This is a genomic window from Actinoalloteichus caeruleus DSM 43889, assembly GCF_000429185.2.
Lineage (GTDB): Bacteria > Actinomycetota > Actinomycetes > Mycobacteriales > Pseudonocardiaceae > Actinoalloteichus_B > Actinoalloteichus_B caeruleus.
In genome coordinates this window covers 5870220-5886332 of the sequence record NZ_AUBJ02000001.1, presented here as the reverse complement: position 1 = coordinate 5886332, position 16113 = coordinate 5870220, and the positions used below count along the sequence as shown (strand labels likewise).

At 73.0% G+C, this 16113-nt stretch carries 15 protein-coding genes; 2 read left to right on the top strand and 13 right to left on the bottom strand.

All coding sequences use genetic code 11. The features are described 5' to 3' along the window. Window positions 1-42: 42 nt before the first annotated feature. Window positions 43-1449 carry a C4-dicarboxylate transporter DctA gene (dctA, locus tag G443_RS24115; protein ID WP_035292750.1) on the bottom strand — a complete coding sequence of 469 codons (1407 nt, stop codon included), beginning with the start codon at window positions 1447-1449 and terminating at the stop codon, window positions 43-45. A 297-nt stretch (window positions 1450-1746) separates the two neighbouring features. Between dctA and G443_RS24110 the strand changes: the two genes are divergently transcribed. Next, window positions 1747-2718: a TAXI family TRAP transporter solute-binding subunit gene (locus G443_RS24110; RefSeq protein ID WP_245533504.1), complete on the top strand. Its 972-nt coding sequence runs from the start codon at window positions 1747-1749 to the stop codon at window positions 2716-2718. Window positions 2719-3330: 612 nt separating this feature from the next. Here the strand turns inward: G443_RS24110 and G443_RS24105 are convergent. The 12 genes from G443_RS24105 to G443_RS24050 form a co-directional block, all read right to left on the bottom strand. Further along, window positions 3331-4794, bottom strand: a complete 1464-nt coding sequence (locus G443_RS24105; RefSeq protein ID WP_245533548.1) for a HAMP domain-containing sensor histidine kinase — start codon at window positions 4792-4794, stop codon at window positions 3331-3333. Between the two features lie 11 nt (window positions 4795-4805). Further along, the gene (locus G443_RS24100; protein ID WP_016699564.1) at window positions 4806-5483 is read right to left on the bottom strand and encodes a response regulator transcription factor; all 678 of its coding nucleotides are present in this window, start codon (window positions 5481-5483) and stop codon (window positions 4806-4808) included. 40 nt (window positions 5484-5523) lie between these two features. Continuing rightward, window positions 5524-6564 carry a prolipoprotein diacylglyceryl transferase gene (gene lgt / locus G443_RS24095; RefSeq protein WP_245588911.1) on the bottom strand — a complete coding sequence of 347 codons (1041 nt, stop codon included), beginning with the start codon at window positions 6562-6564 and terminating at the stop codon, window positions 5524-5526. 362 nt (window positions 6565-6926) lie between these two features. After that, window positions 6927-7724 (bottom strand): tryptophan synthase subunit alpha, encoded by a 798-nt coding sequence (gene trpA / locus G443_RS24090; RefSeq protein ID WP_026420067.1) that lies wholly within the window; start codon window positions 7722-7724, stop codon window positions 6927-6929. Continuing rightward, window positions 7724-9001, bottom strand: a complete 1278-nt coding sequence (gene trpB, locus G443_RS24085; RefSeq protein WP_245588910.1) for a tryptophan synthase subunit beta — start codon at window positions 8999-9001, stop codon at window positions 7724-7726. The genes trpA and trpB overlap by 1 nt, the downstream gene beginning before the upstream one ends. Window positions 9002-9039: 38 nt before the next feature. Continuing rightward, entirely contained in the window at window positions 9040-9849 is an 810-nt protein-coding gene (trpC, locus tag G443_RS24080) for an indole-3-glycerol phosphate synthase TrpC (protein WP_026420065.1), read from the bottom strand. Between the two features lie 119 nt (window positions 9850-9968). Further along, entirely contained in the window at window positions 9969-10652 is a 684-nt protein-coding gene (locus tag G443_RS24075) for a Trp biosynthesis-associated membrane protein (protein ID WP_026420064.1), read from the bottom strand. Beyond that, window positions 10636-12264, bottom strand: coding sequence for an anthranilate synthase component I (locus tag G443_RS24070; protein WP_026420063.1), 1629 nt, complete (start codon window positions 12262-12264; stop codon window positions 10636-10638). Before G443_RS24070 ends, G443_RS24075 begins: the two co-directional genes overlap by 17 nt. A gap of 68 nt (window positions 12265-12332) precedes the next feature. Then, entirely contained in the window at window positions 12333-12692 is a 360-nt protein-coding gene (hisI, locus tag G443_RS24065; RefSeq protein WP_026420062.1) for a phosphoribosyl-AMP cyclohydrolase, read from the bottom strand. 82 nt (window positions 12693-12774) lie between these two features. Continuing rightward, window positions 12775-13161, bottom strand: coding sequence for a hypothetical protein (locus tag G443_RS24060; protein ID WP_026420061.1), 387 nt, complete (start codon window positions 13159-13161; stop codon window positions 12775-12777). Further along, entirely contained in the window at window positions 13158-13931 is a 774-nt protein-coding gene (gene hisF / locus G443_RS24055; protein ID WP_026420060.1) for an imidazole glycerol phosphate synthase subunit HisF, read from the bottom strand. Before hisF ends, G443_RS24060 begins: the two co-directional genes overlap by 4 nt. 194 nt (window positions 13932-14125) lie before the next feature. Continuing rightward, window positions 14126-15313, bottom strand: a complete 1188-nt coding sequence (locus G443_RS24050; RefSeq protein WP_026420059.1) for an acyltransferase family protein — start codon at window positions 15311-15313, stop codon at window positions 14126-14128. Window positions 15314-15348: 35 nt separating this feature from the next. Here G443_RS24050 and G443_RS24045 point away from each other — a divergent pair, with 35 nt between their 5' ends. Next, window positions 15349-16080 (top strand): CPBP family intramembrane glutamic endopeptidase, encoded by a 732-nt coding sequence (locus G443_RS24045; RefSeq protein ID WP_026420058.1) that lies wholly within the window; start codon window positions 15349-15351, stop codon window positions 16078-16080. The last annotated feature ends 33 nt before the right edge of the window (window positions 16081-16113 follow it).

Genomic DNA, 16113 nt, shown 5'->3' with positions numbered 1-16113 from the left:
GTGGCCGTCAGGGCTCCGCACGGGTCGGCGACGGCGGGCGCGTCAGGAGGACGCGCTGGTCGAGGCCGGCTCCTTCCGGTCGGCCGCCCCGGAGCCCTCCTCGCTCCGATGGCCGCCCTCGGCGTCGAGCTTCATCAGCTCGTCCATGTCCACGAGCTTGGGGTTGTCGAGCACCTTCGCGAGTCGCTCGCGGTCCAGATCACCCTGCCAGCGGGCGATGGCGAGGGTCCCGATGCCGTTGCCGGTGAGGTTGGTCAACGCGCGCCCCTCGGACATGAACCGGTCGATGCCCACGATCAGTGCGATGCCGACCAGCGGGATGACGTCGTCGAAGGCCTGGAGGGAGGCGGCCAGGGTGATCAGGCCAGCACCGCTGACGCCGGCGGCACCGTTGCTGGAGACGAGCATGAACAGCAGGATCGCGATCTGCGTCCAGACGGAGACCTCGTTGCCGGTGGCCTGGGCGATGAACATCGCGCCCATGGTCATGTAGACGGCGGTGCCGTCGAGGTTGAAGGAGTAGCCGGTGGGGATGGTCAGGCCGACCACCGACTTCTTCGCGCCGGCTGCCTCCAGCTTGACCAGCATCCTGGGCAGCACCGACTCGCTGGAGGAGGTGCCGAGCACGATCAGCAGCTCGTCCTTGATCAGGCGGATGTACTTGAGGAGGCTGAAGCCGGCCAGGCGGCAGACCGTGCCGAGCACGAGGAAGACGAACAGGACGCACGTCAGGTAGAAGCTGAGCATGAAGTAGGCCAGGCTGCCCAGGATCTGCTCGCCGTAGCGGCCGATGGTGAAGGCCATGCCACCGAAGGCGCCGATGGGGGCGGCCCACATCACGATCTTGATGATGCCGAAGAACACCCGCGAGGTGGTGTCGAGCGCGCGGATCACCGGCTCGGCGCGGGTACCCAGCATGGACAGCGCGACCGCGACGAGGATGGCCAGGACCAGGACCTGGATGAGCTGGCCGTCGACGAACGCGGAGAAGAACGAGTCCGGCACCATGCTGAGGAGGAAGGAGGTGAAGCCCTCCGCCTCGGTCGCCGCGGCGGCGTCGAGGGTGCTCTGGGCGGCCGACTCGTCGAGTTCCATGTCGAGCCCGGCGCCCGGCCTCAGCAGGTTGATGGTCACCAGGCCGATGCCCAGGGCGAACACGGTGGTGATGTTGAAGTACAGCACCGTCTTCAGCGCCAGGCCGCCCGCCTTGGCGAGGTTGCCGAGGCTGGCGATCCCGACGACCACCGTGCAGAAGATGGTGGGCGCGATGACGACCTTGACCAGCTTGATGAAGAGGTCGGCGAGCCACTTCATCTCGGACGCCTGCGCGGGGAAGGCGATCCCGACTCCGACGCCGAGGGCGATCGCGATCAGCACCCAGAAGTAGAGGTGGTGGTAGATGCGCTTCTTCTTCGGCTTGGTGGGGGCGTTCGCCGCAGTGCCCGCCACGGCGGTATCCACTGCCGACGACATCGCGTCGTCAGGCGATGCCCCCTCTTTCCTCTTCCTGTCGTCGGCAGACACGAATCCTCCTTGATCTGTCGTCCGGGACAAGGAGTGATCCTGAGCACAGGGGTAACACCAGGCAAGAAACGCACACGAAACTTCAGATTCGCTTGACATAACGCGCACACCAGGTGATGGAGTGGTCGCTCCTGGTGTCGCTCGCCCACGGAGTGGTCGTCGTGCGTGCCTGAGCGTGTTCGCCGGCACCGTGTGCCCCGCCGAACGGGTTAACCTGCCGTGGTGCCCAGGAACCAGCCTCGCTCCGCGGCGCCGTCGCTGTCCCGTCGTTCCCTGCTCCGCCTCGGCGCGGTCGGCGGAACGGCGTTGGCCCTGGGCCTCCCTGGGTGCTCCGCCGGCGGCCGTGGGTTCCCTCCCCGGCTGGTCCTGGCGACCGGACCGGAAGGTGCCGTGTTCCGGGAGATCGGCGGGGCGCTGGTGGAGGCGTTGGACCAGCGGATGCCGGACACCGATGTGGAGGCGTTGCCGAGCAGCGCGAGCGTGGACAACCTCTCGCTGTTGTCCTCCGACGACGCGCAGCTCGCGTTGTGCAGCCTGGACGCGGTGGTGGGAGCCGAAGGCCGCCCCGCGGACTCGGTCTCGGCGATCGGCCGGCTCTACGACAGCTTCCTCCAGCTGGCGGTGCTGAACGGGTCGCCGGTGCGGAACCTGTCCGATCTGGCGGGCCTGCGGGTCTCGATCGGGGCGTCCGGTTCCGGCACCGAGTTCATCGTGACCCGACTGCTCGACCTCACGGGGGTCGAGGTGGAGAAGCTCCCACTCCCCCAGGCGATGTCCGCCGCCTCCCTCGCGGGTGGGGAGATCGACGCCGCCTTCACCCTCACCGGCATCCCCACCCCGGCTCTCACCACCCTCGCCGGGGTCGCCCCCTTCCGCCTGGTGCCCCTGGACGAGGAGGCCGACCGGATGGCCGACGCCCACCGTGGCGCCTACATCCCGGCGACGGTCCCCGCCACCACCTACCACCGGGTGCCGCCCTGTCCGACGGTGGCCGTACCGAACGTGCTCCTGGTCAGGAACGACGTCGCGGACCAGGTGGCCACCCTGGTCACCGAGGTGGTGTTCACCGAGTCGGGCCGGATCGCGGCCAACCGCCCCGAGGCGGCGCGGATCAACGTGCGCACCGGGATCGCCACCGGTCCCGTGCCCCTGCACCCGGGGGCGCGGGACTGGTTCGAGGACGCCAAGCGGTGAGGGCGGCCGGCGGGCTGCCGGTCGGTGCGCCCGAGTGGTGGCCGTCGACGCCGGCAGGCGCCCAGCGGGAGCCAGCACCGGCGGGAGCCCCGAGGCCCCCTCCCGGCAGGCGCGGGAGGGAGTTCGACCGCCCGCTCGGCCGGAGACGCGCCGGCCGGGGTTCGACGGGTGCCGTCCACTCGCTGACCCCCGGTCCCACGACTCCCGGGTGGTCCGCCGCCCAGCCGAGCACGACGACGTCGGGGCGGCCCTGGACGGGCACGGTCACGGCATCAGGCCTTCCCGCGCGGCGGCGTGGACGGTGGGAAGGACGAGCGCGCCCCCGCCAGCGGCCCCGGGGTGCGGGGACGTCGCCGGCCGACGCCCCTGCCCGCCCGGGCCCGGTGGGTCGGCACACCAGCCCCGCCGTTCCTCGACCCCGGTCGCCGGCGAGCCCCACCCGGGTCGTCGCAGCGGGGGCGGGTGGGTACCGTCCGACGCGGCCGGTGCCTGGCCCCGTGGTTCGCGCACATTCGGCACCGTCCCGGCGCCCGAACATCCTGGGCGACCCCGACGGCTCGGCCCGCGCCCGGCGACGCGGGCCGGGTCCCCCACGCGCTCCGGCCGGCGACGTCAGGGCGTCCCGCCAGCCACCTCCCCTTCGACGGACCCGGCGGGCGCGCGCAGCGTGACCACCGCCGCCAGCCCGTGCTCGCCGGCGGGGCGCAGCTCGAACCTTCCCCCCGCCGCCGTGACCAGCTCGTGGCAGATCGCCAGGCCCAGCCCGGTCCCGGCGACGTTCTGGTGCCGGGGGGAACGCCAGAAGCGGTTCAGGGCGGCCGTCCGTTCGGCCTCGTCGAGACCCGTCCCGTCGTCGGTGACCTCCAGCCGCACCCATTCCGTGCCGGAGGCCGGAGTGGCCACCTCCTCCGAGCTGAGGTCGGCCAGCTCGGTCGGCTCCCGCACCCGGCGGGCCCGAACCGTCACCCAACTCGCGCCCGAGAGCCGAACCGCGTTGCCCACGAGTTCGTCGAGGACACCGCCCAACCCGCCGGGAGGCTCCAGGGCACCGAGGCCCCGCCCCGGGTCGACCTCCAGGCGGATGCCAGCCTGCCTCGCCTGCACCCGCCACCCGGGCTCATGGGTCGCGAAGAGGTCGTCGAGGGCCACCGGCTCGGCGTCGGTGGCGCTGTCGAGCCGGGTCGCGGCCAACATCGCGTCCAGCAGGCGCCCGAGGGCGGCCGCCTCGTCGACGGCGACCCGCTGCGCCTCCCTGGCGTCGTCGTCCCGCAGGTGCGGTTCCAGGTTCTCGACGGCCAGCCGCAGGCTGGCCAGGGGGTTGCGCATCTGGTGGGAGGCGTCGGAGACGAAGGCCCGCTGCCGTTCCAACGCGGTCCCCACCACGCCGACCATCGTGTTGAACGACGCGGCCAACCGCCGCAGTTCGGGCGGGCCGGTCACCTCGTCGGCGCGGGTGTCCAGGCGTCCCCGCGCGACGGCCGCCGTGGCCTCGTCGAGCTGGCGCACCGGTCGCAGCACCCAGCGGGAGATGGGCCAGGCCGCCAGGACCAGCCCCCCGAGGGGAACCAGCCCGACCAGCCCGAGCAGCAGCCACTGCCAGCCGATCTCCGCCCGCAACCCGCCCGTCGGGGAGGCCATCGCCACCACGGCGACCACCTCGCTGTCCCGGCCGACCGGTTCCACGACGTGCAGGGGTCGCGCCTGCCACGGCCAGAGGAGGGCGGGTGGCTCCGGTCGGTACCCGGCGAACGCCTGCCGCAGCTGCCCCGACAGGTCGTCCCCGTCGATCTCGTCGGCCGCCGGCCACGCGTCCCTGGACGAGAGCAGCACCTCACCGCCGGGTGCGAGGACCGCCACGGGGATGCCGTACAGGTCGTCGTAGCGGGCGATCTCGTCCCGCAGGGCCTCGATCCGGCCGGAGGACAGGGCGCTCTCGGCGAGCGAGGCGAACCGGCCGACATCGCTGAGGCGGTCCAGGTACACCTCCTGGGTCACCCGTTGGGCCACCACCGCGCCCAGGGGCACCCCGAGAGCGGCCATCAGCACGACCAGCAGCGGGACCAGGACGGCCAGCAACCGGCGCAGCACTAGTCGGCCCGCCCGCCGGGTGAGAGCCGGTACCCGATCCCCCGGACGGTGTCGATGCGCGCGGCGTCCCCGAGCTTCGCCCGCAACGAGGCGATGTGGGTGTCCAGGGTCCGGGAGGACGTCTCCCAGGCCGCCTGCCACACCTGGTCGAGGATGTGCACCCGGCTCACGACGGCTCCCGCCTGCGCCACCAGGAGGGCGAGCAGGTCGAACTCCTTGCGGGTGAGCGGCAGCGGGCCGGTGGGGGTGCTGGCCACCCGGGTCGCCGGGTCGAGGACGAGATCGCCGGCGCGCAGCGGCGCGGCGGGCGCGGAGTGCGCCCGCGCGGCGCGGGTCCGCCGCAGCACCGCCTCGATGCGCGCGAGCAGCTCCGCCGTCCCGAAGGGTTTGACCACGTAGTCGTCCGCGCCGGTCCGCAGGCCCCGAACCCGGTCGCGTTCCTCGCCGCGCGCGGTCACCGCGATGACCGCGACGCCGGGCCGCTCCCGGAGTCGGCGCAGCACGTCGATCCCGTCACCGTCGGGCAGTCCGAGGTCGAGCAGCACGACGTCGGACTCCGGCGCGGCGAGCGCCGCGGCGGCCGTACCGACCCGGTTCACCTCGTAGCCGGCGTGGCGCAACGCCACGGTCAACCCGCCCGCGACCCGGTCGTCGTCCTCGACGAGGAGGATTCGCATGACTGGGGATCGTAAGGCTCCGACGGCACGGCGCCGCTTCTCAGCTGGTCCCGTCTCCGTCCGAGCGGTCCGTTCCGCCGGCCGGGCGACGGGGTTGGCGGGGTTCGGTACCGGCGGGGCGGGCCGGGGTGCGAGGAGTGGCCGCGGTGTCCCCGTCCGCCGGGGCGTCCCCGGCTCCGGCCGGGACGTCCCCGTCATCGTCGGTCCGGGTGACGGCCAACACCGACGGGTCCTCCCGTCCCTTGGGGGCGACGAGCAGGTAGACCAGGGCACCGAGGAAGACCAGCGCCGCGACGTAGACGTTGACCCGCACCCCGAGGATCTCGGTTGCCTGGTCGGTCCGCATCAGCTCGATCCAGAACCGGCCCAGCGTGTAACCGGCGACGTAGAGGGCGAACACCCGGCCGTGGCCGAGGCGGAACCGGCGGTCGGCCCAGACGATCACGAGGGCGACGAGCACGTTCCACAGCAGCTCGTAGAGGAACGTGGGGTGGACGACCGCGATCGGGGTGTGGTCGATGGCCACTCCGTTCAGCGGGTCGTTCAGCCCGGTCGCCGGGTTCACCCGCTGGTAGATCTCCAGCCCCCACGGCAGGTCGGTCGGTCCACCGTAGAGCTCCTGGTTGAACCAGTTGCCGACGCGTCCGACGGCCTGCGCCACGATGATGCCCGGGGCGATGGCGTCCGCGACCACCGGCAGCGGTATCCCCCGCCGCCGGCAGGCGATCCACGCCCCGACCCCGCCGAGGGCGATCGCTCCCCAGATGCCCAGGCCCCCGTTCCAGATCGCCAGCGCGTCGAGCGGGTTGCGGCCGGGGCCGAAGTACTGGTGGTAGTCGGTGATCACGTGGTAGAGGCGGCCGCCGATCAGCCCGAACGGGACGGCCCACACCGCGATGTCGAGCACGGTGCCCTTCTCCGCGCCCCGGGCGACGAGCCGCCGGTCGCCCCACCACAGTGCGATGAGGATGCCGGCGAGGATGCACAGCGCATAGGCGCGGAGCGATATCGGGCCGAGGTGCCACACACCCTGGTCCGGGCTCGGGATGTTCGCCAGGAACACGGTTGCCGTAGTGCTCACCGGACCACACTAACCGTCCACGTGTCCCCGGCGTCCGGCGGTGTGGTCGCGATCGCGCTGGCAGCGGGCGGTCCGGACGCGCGGTGGTCGGGGTGGCCGCGCAAGATCCCTCGGGAGCACCTCGGGTGCCGCCGTTCGGGTGATGGCGGGCCGCCGCCAGCGGCCCGCGACGGGTCGGGCGAGGCCGCCCCCGAACGGGCTCCACCGATGTCGCCGCCGCCGGCGGGCGCGCGGGTCCGCCCCGGCGGGTGGCGGCACCAGGCTGGTCGGGCGGCCGACGCCCCCGGTCAGCGGAGGGGCGGGGCTCGTCCCCGGCCGGTGGGCGCGGTCCTCCCGTAACGGGCCGCCGGGCAGCCGGCCGGTCAGCTGACCTGGCCCCGGACCCCGGCGGCGAGCTCCTCGGCCAGCGACCGGACCTCCGACCGGGCCCGCTCCTGGTCACCGCCGGCGCGCGCCACGAAGGCCGAGCCCACGATCACCGCGTCGGCGAAACCGGCGATCTCGGCCGCCTGCGCCCCCGACCGGACACCCAGCCCCACGCCGACCGGCAGGTCGGTGTGCTGCCGGGTGCGGCGGACGAGACCGGGAGCGTCGGAACCCACCTGGTCCCTGGCCCCGGTCACCCCCATGACGGCGGTCGCGTACACGAAACCCCGGCTCGCCTTCGTCGTCATGGCGATCCGCTGTTCGGTGGAGGACGGCGACACCAGGAAGATCCGGTCGAGGTCGTGGGCGTCGGAGGCCGACAGCCACGGCTCCGCCTCGTCCGGGATCAGATCGGGGGTGATCACGCCGAGCCCCCCGGCGGCCGCGAGGTCGCGGGCGAAGGCGTCCACGCCGTAGCGGTGCACCGGGTTCCAGTAGGTCATGACCACGGCGCGACCACCGGCGGTGGCGACCGACTCGACGAGCGAGAACACGTCCCGCAGCCGGAACCCGGCCCGCAGCGCGGTGTCGGCCGCGGACTGGATGGTCGGCCCGTCCATCACCGGGTCCGAGTACGGCACACCGATCTCGACCAGGTCACAGCCACCCGCGACCATCTCGCCCAGCAGGGCGGCGGAGTCCGCCACGGTCGGGTAACCGGCGGGCAGGTAGCCCACGAGAGCGGCCCGCCGCTCGGCCCGGCAGGAGGCGAACAGGGAATCCAACCGCCCCATCAGGCGTCCTCTCCGGGAAGCAGCCCGAACCACCGGGCCGCGGTGTCCACGTCCTTGTCGCCCCGACCGGAGAGGTTGACCAGGACCACGGCGTCCTCGCCGAGCTCACGGCCGAGGGTCAACGCCCCGGCCAGGGCGTGCGCGGACTCGATCGCCGGGATGATGCCCTCGGTGCGGCACAGCAGCTGGAAGGCGTCCATCGCCTCCGCGTCGGTCACGGGCCGGTACTCGGCCCGCCCGGTGTCCTTCAACCAGGAATGTTCCGGCCCGACACCGGGGTAGTCGAGACCGGCGGAGATGCTGTGCGTCTCCTGGGTCTGGCCGTCCTCGTCCTGGAGGAGGTAGGACATGGCGCCGTGCAGCGCGCCGGGCGAACCGGCGGTCAGGGTGGCGCCGTGCCGCCCGGTCTCCAGGCCCTCCCCACCGGGTTCCAGGCCCACCAATCGCACGCCCGGGTCGTCGAGGAACGCGTGGAACGCGCCGATGGCGTTGGAACCGCCCCCCACGCAGGCGGCGACGGCGTCCGGCAGCCGACCGACCCGGTCCAGGACCTGCGCCCGCGCCTCCAGTCCGATCACCCGGTGGAAGTCACGCACCATCACGGGGAAGGGGTGGGGTCCGGCGACGGTACCCAGCAGGTAGTGGGTGTCGGCGACGTTGGTGACCCAGTCCCGCATCGCCTCGTTGATGGCATCCTTGAGGGTGGCCGACCCCGTCCGCACGGGGATGACCTCCGCCCCGAGCAGGCGCATCCTGGCGACGTTGAGCGCCTGCCGCCGGGTGTCGACCTCGCCCATGTACACCGTGCAGTCCAGACCGAACAGGGCGCAGGCGGTGGCGGTGGCCACGCCGTGTTGCCCGGCGCCGGTCTCGGCGATCACCCGGGTCTTGCCCATCCGCCGGGTGAGCAGGGCCTGCCCCAACACGTTGTTGATCTTGTGGGAGCCGGTGTGGTTGAGGTCCTCCCGCTTGAGGAGGACCCGGGCCCCACCGGCGTGCTCACCGAACCGGGGCGCGTCGGTGAGCGGCGACGGCCGCCCCGTGTAGTCACGGAGCAGTCGGCGCAACTCGTCGACGAAGGCCGGGTCGACCCGGGCCTTCTCGTACTCCGCATGCAGCTCGTCGAGGGCCGCGACCAGGGCCTCGGGGACGAACCGGCCGCCGTAGGGGCCGAAGCGCCCGCGCTCGTCGGGGTCGTGCCCGCTGGGGAGGGTGCTCGCGGGAGGGGCCGCGTCCGTGGTCCGCGCCGCTCCGTCGTCTCCGCTCACGTCACCCACCGTCCGTCCGTCTCCTGCTCCCTGGTGCGCGCCCGCCATCAGCGGCTGGGGCGGGGGCACGCCGGATGGGAACCGGCCGTCACCAGCTGGGTGACCGCCGCCCTCGGGTCACCGCTGACGACCAGGCCCTCACCCACGAGCACGGCGTCCGCGCCCGCGCCCGCGTAGGCCATCAGGTCGCTGGGGCCCCGCACCCCGGACTCGGCGACCTTGAGCACGTCGGCCGGCATGCCCGGCGCGATCCGCCCGAACACCTCGCGGTTGACCTCCAGGGTGTGCAGGTCGCGCGCGTTGATGCCCACCAGGCTGGCCCCGGCCTCCAGCGCGCGGTCCGCCTCCTCGGCGGTGTGCACCTCCACCAACGCCATCATGCCCAACGACTCGACCCGGTCCAGCAACGCGGACAGGGTGTTCTGGTCCAGGGCGGCGACGATCAGCAGCACGATGTCCGCGCCGTGCGCCCTGGCCTCGTGCACCTGGTAGGTGCTGACGATGAAGTCCTTCCGCAGCAGAGGGACGTCCACCGCCGCCCGGACGGCGTCGAAGTCCTCCAGCGATCCGCCGAAACGTCGCCGCTCGGTCAGGACGCTGATCGCCCTGGCCCCCGCCGCCGCGTAGGAGCTGGCCAGCTCCGCCGGGTCGGCGATCTCGGCGAGCTCACCCTTGGAGGGGCTGCGCCGCTTGACCTCGGCGATGACCCCCACACCCGGGGCCAGCATCGCGGACTTGACGTCCTTGGGAGGCGCGACCTCCAGGGACCGCCTCTTGATCTCCTCGAAGGGGACCGCGGACTCGCGTTCCGCCAGGTCGGCCCGCACCCCGTCGAGGATGGACTCCAGGACGCTCACGAGATCACCTCGTCGCCGTGCCCGTTCGTGCGCTCGATCACGCCCACTCCCCTCGCGCGCCGCTGGTTGTCGAGGATGCTAACTCCGCTCGCGGGCGACCCCCCGCACTGGGTGGACCATCACTCGCGCGCCGCGTCGTGCTGGTCGCGTGCGGTGGTCGGATCGTCACCACTGTCCATCGCCTCCCAGAGTTGGCGGTCGGACGGCGCCGCCGAGCGCCGGTCGGCGGGCGTGCGGTAGCGCCCGCCCAGCACGGGCAGCGCGCCGGAACGCAGGACCAGCGACAGCCCGCTGAGCACCAGGACGACGCCGCCCGCGCCGCCGAGCACCCTGCCCCACGGCGGGCCCCCGTCGCCGGGGTCGGCGACGGACATCGGGTCCACCGGGACGTGACCAGTGTCGCCGACCACACCGACAGCCGCGCCCGGATCGAAGGAACTCACCGACCAGAGGACCCAGATCCCGGCGAGGGCCAGCACGACGCCCACCCCTCGGCGCAGCCAGCCCCGGGTGCCGAGCACGGCCGCCACGGCGGCCAGGGACAGCAGCGCGACCGCGGCCAGTCCACCGACGGCCGCGGAACCCGGGATGTCCCCGGGCAGCCTGGCCTGCCCCGGCCGCCAGTCCGCGACGAAACCCCAGCTGAGCTGGTTGGCGCCCCACAGCAGGAGCGCGGCCGACACGAGGCCGGCCACCAGCGGCCACAGCCGACCGCCGCGCCGGCGGGCGGCGTCCTTGCTCGCGGGAGCCTCCGCCTGGGCGGGCCCCGTTCCCGAACCGCCGGGTTCAGACGCCCGCGACATCCGCCGCCGCCCTCGTCGTCGTCTCGGCACCGCCGTCCGTGCCCTCGCCACCCACGGGTCCCGGTTCGGCCAGGGTCTCGGCCGTGGCGATCGCGGAGAGGACGGCACCGGCCTTGTTCAGGCACTCGTTGTCCTCGGCCTCCGGGTCGGAGTCGGCGACGATACCGCCCCCGGCCTGCACGTAGGCCACGCCCTCCCGGATCAGCGCGGTGCGGATGGCGATGGCGGTGTCGGCGTCGCCGGCGAAGTCCAGGTAGCCCACCACTCCGCCGTACAGCCCCCGGCGCGTCGGCTCCAGCTCCTCGATGAGTTCCATCGCCCTGGGCTTCGGAGCGCCGGACAGGGTCCCGGCGGGGAAGCAGGCGGCGACGGCGTCGAAGGCGGTGCGGCCCTCGGCGAGTTCACCGCGCACGGTGGAGACGATGTGCATGACGTGGCTGTAGCGCTCGATGCGGAAGAAGTCGACGACGTGCACGCTGCCCGGGCGGCACACCCGGCCGAGGTCGTTGCGGCCGAGGTCGACGAGCATCACGTGTTCGGAGCGTTCCTTCTCGTCGGAGAGCAGGTCCTTCTCCAACAGCGCGTCCTCGTCCGGGTCGGCGCCCCGCCACCGGGTGCCGGCGATCGGGTGGGTCGTCGCGTGGCCGTCCCGCACCGTGACCAGCGACTCGGGGCTGGAGCCGACGACGCTGAACGGGCGCTCCACACCGTCCTCGTCGGGCGCGGACAGCCGCAGCAGGTACATGTACGGGCTGGGGTTGGTGGTGCGCAGCACCCGGTAGACGTCGAGGGCGTCGACGTCGGTCTCCACCTCGAACCGCTGGGACACCACGACCTGGAACGCCTCGCCGGCCCGGATCGCCTCCTTCGCGGTCTCCACCGCCGCGAAGTGCTCCTCACGGGACCGGCGGCGCGTGAAACTCGGGCGGGGGCGGCCGAACGCCGAGACCGTCGGCTCGGCCGGGGTGCACAGCAGCCGGGTCATCTCGTCGAGGCGGCGGACGGAGTCGGCGTAGGCGGCGTCGACGTTCTCCGGGCTGTCGTCCCAGTTGACCGCGTTGGCGATGAGGGTCACGGTGCCCTCGTGGTGGTCCAGCGCGGCGAGGTCGGTGGCCAGCAGCATCATCAGCTCGGGCACCTGGAGGTCGTTCTCGGTCAGTTCGGGCAGCCGTTCCAGCCGGCGCACCGCGTCGTAGCCGACGTAGCCGACCATGCCGCCGGTCAGCGGCGGCAGGCCTGGCAGCGGATCGGTACGCAGCAGCTCCACCGCCTCCCGCAGCACCGCCATCGGATCACCCCCACTGGGCAACCCGACCGGTGGGCTCCCGGTCCAGGTGGCCTGGCCGTCGACCACCGTCAACGCGGCGGGGCTGCGCACACCGACGAAGGACCAGCGCGACCAGGACTTGCCGTTCTCGGCCGACTCGAACAGGAAGGTCCCGGGCCGGTTCCTGGCGAGTTTCCGGTAGACGCCGACGGGCGTCTCCCCGTCAGCGAGGAGCTTGCGCACCACCGGGATCACCCGCCGTTGGACCGCGAGCTGCCGGAACTCCTCCCTGGTCGGGCTCACCGAACCAGTACCGCCACCGTGCACGCCAGCCATGCCGGCCATTGTGCCGCCGGACCGGGCCGTCACCCAAACCGGGCTTGGGCTCGGCGAACGCCCTGCCCGCGAGGCGCTCAGCCCGTCTCGGCGGCGAGCAGGAGCCCGTCGTCGAAGCAGGTGGCGCTGCCGGTGTGGCAGGCGGCGCCCGTCTGGTCGACGGTGAGCAGCACGGTGTCGCCGTCGCAGTCCAACCGCACCTCGTGCACGTACTGGGTGTGCCCGGAGGTCTCCCCCTTGACCCAGTACTCCCCCCGGCTCCGGGAGAAGTAGGTGGCGCGCCGGGTGGCGAGGGTGCGTCGGAGGGCCTCGTCGTCCATCCACGCCACCATCAGCACGGCGCCGTCCTCCCGGCGCTGCGCGACCGCGCAGACGAGACCCGCCTCGTTGCGCTTGAGCCGGTCGGCGATGGTGGGATCCAGCCGCGCCGAACTCATCGACGACCTCCACGTTCTCGGTGTTCGCCGCCCTGGAGGGGCGGCGTGGCCGGCGGCGCCCCGGTCGGGGCGGCCCCCGGGATCAGGCCAGTCCGCCGTACCGGCGGGCGGGCCCCGTGTTGAGCAGGACCAGCGTGTAGAAGGCGCTGGCGGCCAGCAGCAGACCGACCACGGTCAGCCACCAGGGTCCGTCGCTCATCGCCAGCAGCAGGTAGAGGAGCCCGGCCAATGTCGCCCCCGCCAGTCCCAGGGCGCGCAGCGACGGGCGGCCGGCGTAGATGCTCACCGAGGCGGCCAGCACCAGCATGGTGATCATGGTGGGCAGCAACATCACGTCGGAGCCGCCCTCGGTCACCAGGCGCACCAGGCCCAGCACCAGGAACAACAGGCCCCCACCGGAGAGGACGCCGATGGCCACCCGCACCTCCAGTGGCGGACCAGCCTCGGTCGAGCGTTCCGCCCGGGTCATCGCACCGTCACCGCGCCTTCGCGCAGCGCGTCTTTGACCTGGCCGATGCGCAGCTCGCCGAAGTGGAAGACGCTGGCGGCGAGGACCGCGTCCGCACCGGCCCGCACCGCCGGGGCGAAGTGCTCCGGGGTCCCCGCGCCGCCACTGGCGATCAGGGGGACCGAGACCTCCCGGCGGACCGCCTCGATCAGTTCGAGGTCGAAGCCCCGTTTCGTGCCGTCGGCGTCCATCGAGTTCAACAGGATCTCCCCCACTCCGAGTCGTTCGCCGGTGGCCGCCCACTCCACCGCGTCCACGCCGGTGCCCCGGCGGCCCCCGTGGGTGGTCACCTCGAACCCCGACGGGGTGGGTGGCTGCCCGGCCGGGACCCGTCGGGCGTCCACCGACAACACGACGCACTGGGCGCCGAACCGGTGGGAGGCCTCCCGCAGGAGCTCGGGGCGGGCGACGGCGGCGGTGTTCAGGCTCACCTTGTCGGCACCGGCACGCAGCAGCCGGTTGACGTCCTCGACGCTGCGCACCCCGCCGCCGACCGTCAGGGGGATGAACACCTGCTCGGCGGTCCGGCGCACCACGTCGAAGGTGGTCTCCCGCTCGGAGGAGGAGGCCGTGACGTCGAGGAAGGTGAGTTCGTCCGCGCCTTCGGCGTCGTAGGCGGCCGCGAGCTCCACCGGGTCACCGGCGTCCACGAGGTCGGTGAAGTTGACCCCCTTCACGACCCGTCCCCGGTCCACGTCCAGGCAGGGGATCACGCGTACGGCGACTGACATGCGCCCAGGGTAGAGGCTGCCCCCTCCACGTCCGTCGACCGCCGGTCACCGCGCTCCGGTTCGGGCGGGCAGGGCCCGCGTCCTCCCCCGCCGGCCGGGCCGGCCACCACCTGGCCGAGGGCGCCGCCCCGTCCCGGCCCCCAGGTGGCCGGGCCGGCCAGGACGTCGCCCGTCCGGGGCTCCGGCGCCACGTCCTACCCGGGTCCCGGGGGGCGGGGTGGGATCACGGCGGGGCGCCGTTCGGTGCGATGCCGCATCCAGAACTTCCCGAACAGCGCGATCACCGGGAGGGTGAACAACAGCGGGCCCACCAGGGCCAGCGGGCGGCGGACCCACCACCCGGCGTCTGGCACGATCGCCTCCGGCACCGTGACGCCGAACACCCCCCACGACACCACCAGCCACAGGGCCATCCCGGTCGTGTGGAAGAGGAACAGCGGCAACGCGAACCGGTTGATGACGTCGTTGAACCGTCGCCAGCGCACGCCCTCGAGCACTCCCTCCATCCGGGGGCGGAGGGTCTCCACCACACCCATCTGGAAGACGAGCAGGGCCACGATGACGAAGGTCGGCGGCGCCATGTTCGAGAGCCGGTCGCCGGGGACGCCCACCATCGACCCCGGGTAGAGCCCGGAGAACACGAGCCCCACCAGGGCGAACAGCCCGGCCCACAACAAGGACAGGTCCAGTCGGCGGGAGGCGAGGACGAGGCGCCGGTAGAAGAAGCCGGCCTGGTGGGCCAGTCCCCACACCAGCACCATGTTCAGCCAGCCCAGCTCCTCCAGCCCGTAGCGGAACCGGAGGACGTCCACGCACATGGCCAGGCCGCCCAACCAGACGAGGGCGAGCACGTCGAAGCGGCGGTGCAACCAGAGCGCCACGGGGAGCAGGGCGATCAGCATGAGGTAGACGGCGAGGAACCACAGCGGGCTGATGACCATCAGCACCGCCTGGCCGATCCACTGGATGTCGAACAGCGCGCCGAGGACCAGTCCCAGCACGATCCACGTGAGCATCAGCGCGGCACCCGGGACGGCGAGTTGCCTGATCCGGTGCCAGACGAAGCCACCGAGTCCCGAGCCCCGCGCCTTCGCCCGCCGCCAGGACATCATGTGCACGTAGCCGCCGATGTAGAAGAACACCGGCATCACCTGGAGCAGCCAGGTGAAGATCCACAGCCCCGAGGTGAAACCGAGCGGGCTGGTGGCGACGGGGCCGTCGGGAGTCCAGATCAGGATGGTGAACGCCCAGTGCCACAACACCACCACCAGCAGGCTGAGAGCTCGCAGGAGGTCGACGTAGCGGTCCCGCTGGCCGGACGCGGTGAACTGGGATTCGTCCCCCGCGCCCGGAGCCTGCCCCACCCCGTCCGGCCCGACCATCGCTACCCTCTCCCCAGGTTCTCCGGCAGGATGGCATGACGATGGCGCAGGTCGGTTCCGATCCGGGGACGGCTCGGTGGTCCCGCCGCCGCGGCCTGTTCCTCGTGCTGGTCATGTTGGCCTGCTCGGTGGTGATGACCAACACGATTCTGCCCGCGACCGCCTACCCGTTCTGGAACGGGGTGGTCGCCGTGCTCGCCGTCGTCGTGGCCCGCCGCTGCGGCCTGAGCTGGCGGACGCTGGGCATCGGGTCCGATCTGGACCGGCGCGGGCTCCTCGTCGGCGCCGCCGCCGTGGCGGTGGTGCTGCTCGCGTTCGCGATCGCGCTGGTCGTTCCCGAACTCCGGCAGGCCTTCGCCGACGAACGCGCGGCCGAGGTCGGCACCGGGGCGATGCTGTGGGCGGTGCTGGTCCGCATCCCGGTCGGGACCGTCCTCCTGGAGGAGGTGGCGTTCCGGGGGGTCCTGCCCGCGTTGTTCCGGCCCGAGGGCCGCGGCTGGTGGCCGGCGGCCGCCCTGGCCTCGGCGTGCTTCGGCCTGTGGCACGTCCTGCCCTCGCTCGGCCTGAGCGAGGGCAACGACGCGGTGGGCGCGCTCTTCGGCGGTTCCACCCTGTTGACCAGCCTCACCGCGGTGCTGGCCACCTTCGTCCTCGGTCTGGTGCTGTGCGGCGTGCGGCGGCTCGGGGGCGGCCTGCTGGCGCCGGTCCTCGGACACCTGGCCAGCAACAGTGGCGCGTTCCTGCTGGCCTGGCTGCTGCACGCCTGACCGGGCCCGGTCAGGCGCCGCCACCAGAGCGGG

Bases quoted from the DNA above. Each gene is read 5' to 3' on its own strand.
- G443_RS24100 (WP_016699564.1), bottom strand. From the start codon at position 5,483: ATGCGAATCCTCCTCGTCGAGGACGACGACCGGGTCGCGGGCGGGTTG.
- trpA (WP_026420067.1), bottom strand. From the start codon at position 7,724: ATGGGGCGGTTGGATTCCCTGTTCGCCTCCTGCCGGGCCGAGCGGCGG.
- G443_RS24075 (WP_026420064.1), bottom strand. From the start codon at position 10,652: ATGTCGCGGGCGTCTGAACCCGGCGGTTCGGGAACGGGGCCCGCCCAG.
- G443_RS24070 (WP_026420063.1), bottom strand. From the start codon at position 12,264: ATGGCCGGCATGGCTGGCGTGCACGGTGGCGGTACTGGTTCGGTGAGC.
- hisI (WP_026420062.1), bottom strand. From the start codon at position 12,692: ATGAGTTCGGCGCGGCTGGATCCCACCATCGCCGACCGGCTCAAGCGC.
- G443_RS24060 (WP_026420061.1), bottom strand. From the start codon at position 13,161: ATGACCCGGGCGGAACGCTCGACCGAGGCTGGTCCGCCACTGGAGGTG.
- hisF (WP_026420060.1), bottom strand. From the start codon at position 13,931: ATGTCAGTCGCCGTACGCGTGATCCCCTGCCTGGACGTGGACCGGGGA.
- G443_RS24050 (WP_026420059.1), bottom strand. From the start codon at position 15,313: ATGGTCGGGCCGGACGGGGTGGGGCAGGCTCCGGGCGCGGGGGACGAA.
- G443_RS24045 (WP_026420058.1), top strand. From the start codon at position 15,349: ATGACGATGGCGCAGGTCGGTTCCGATCCGGGGACGGCTCGGTGGTCC.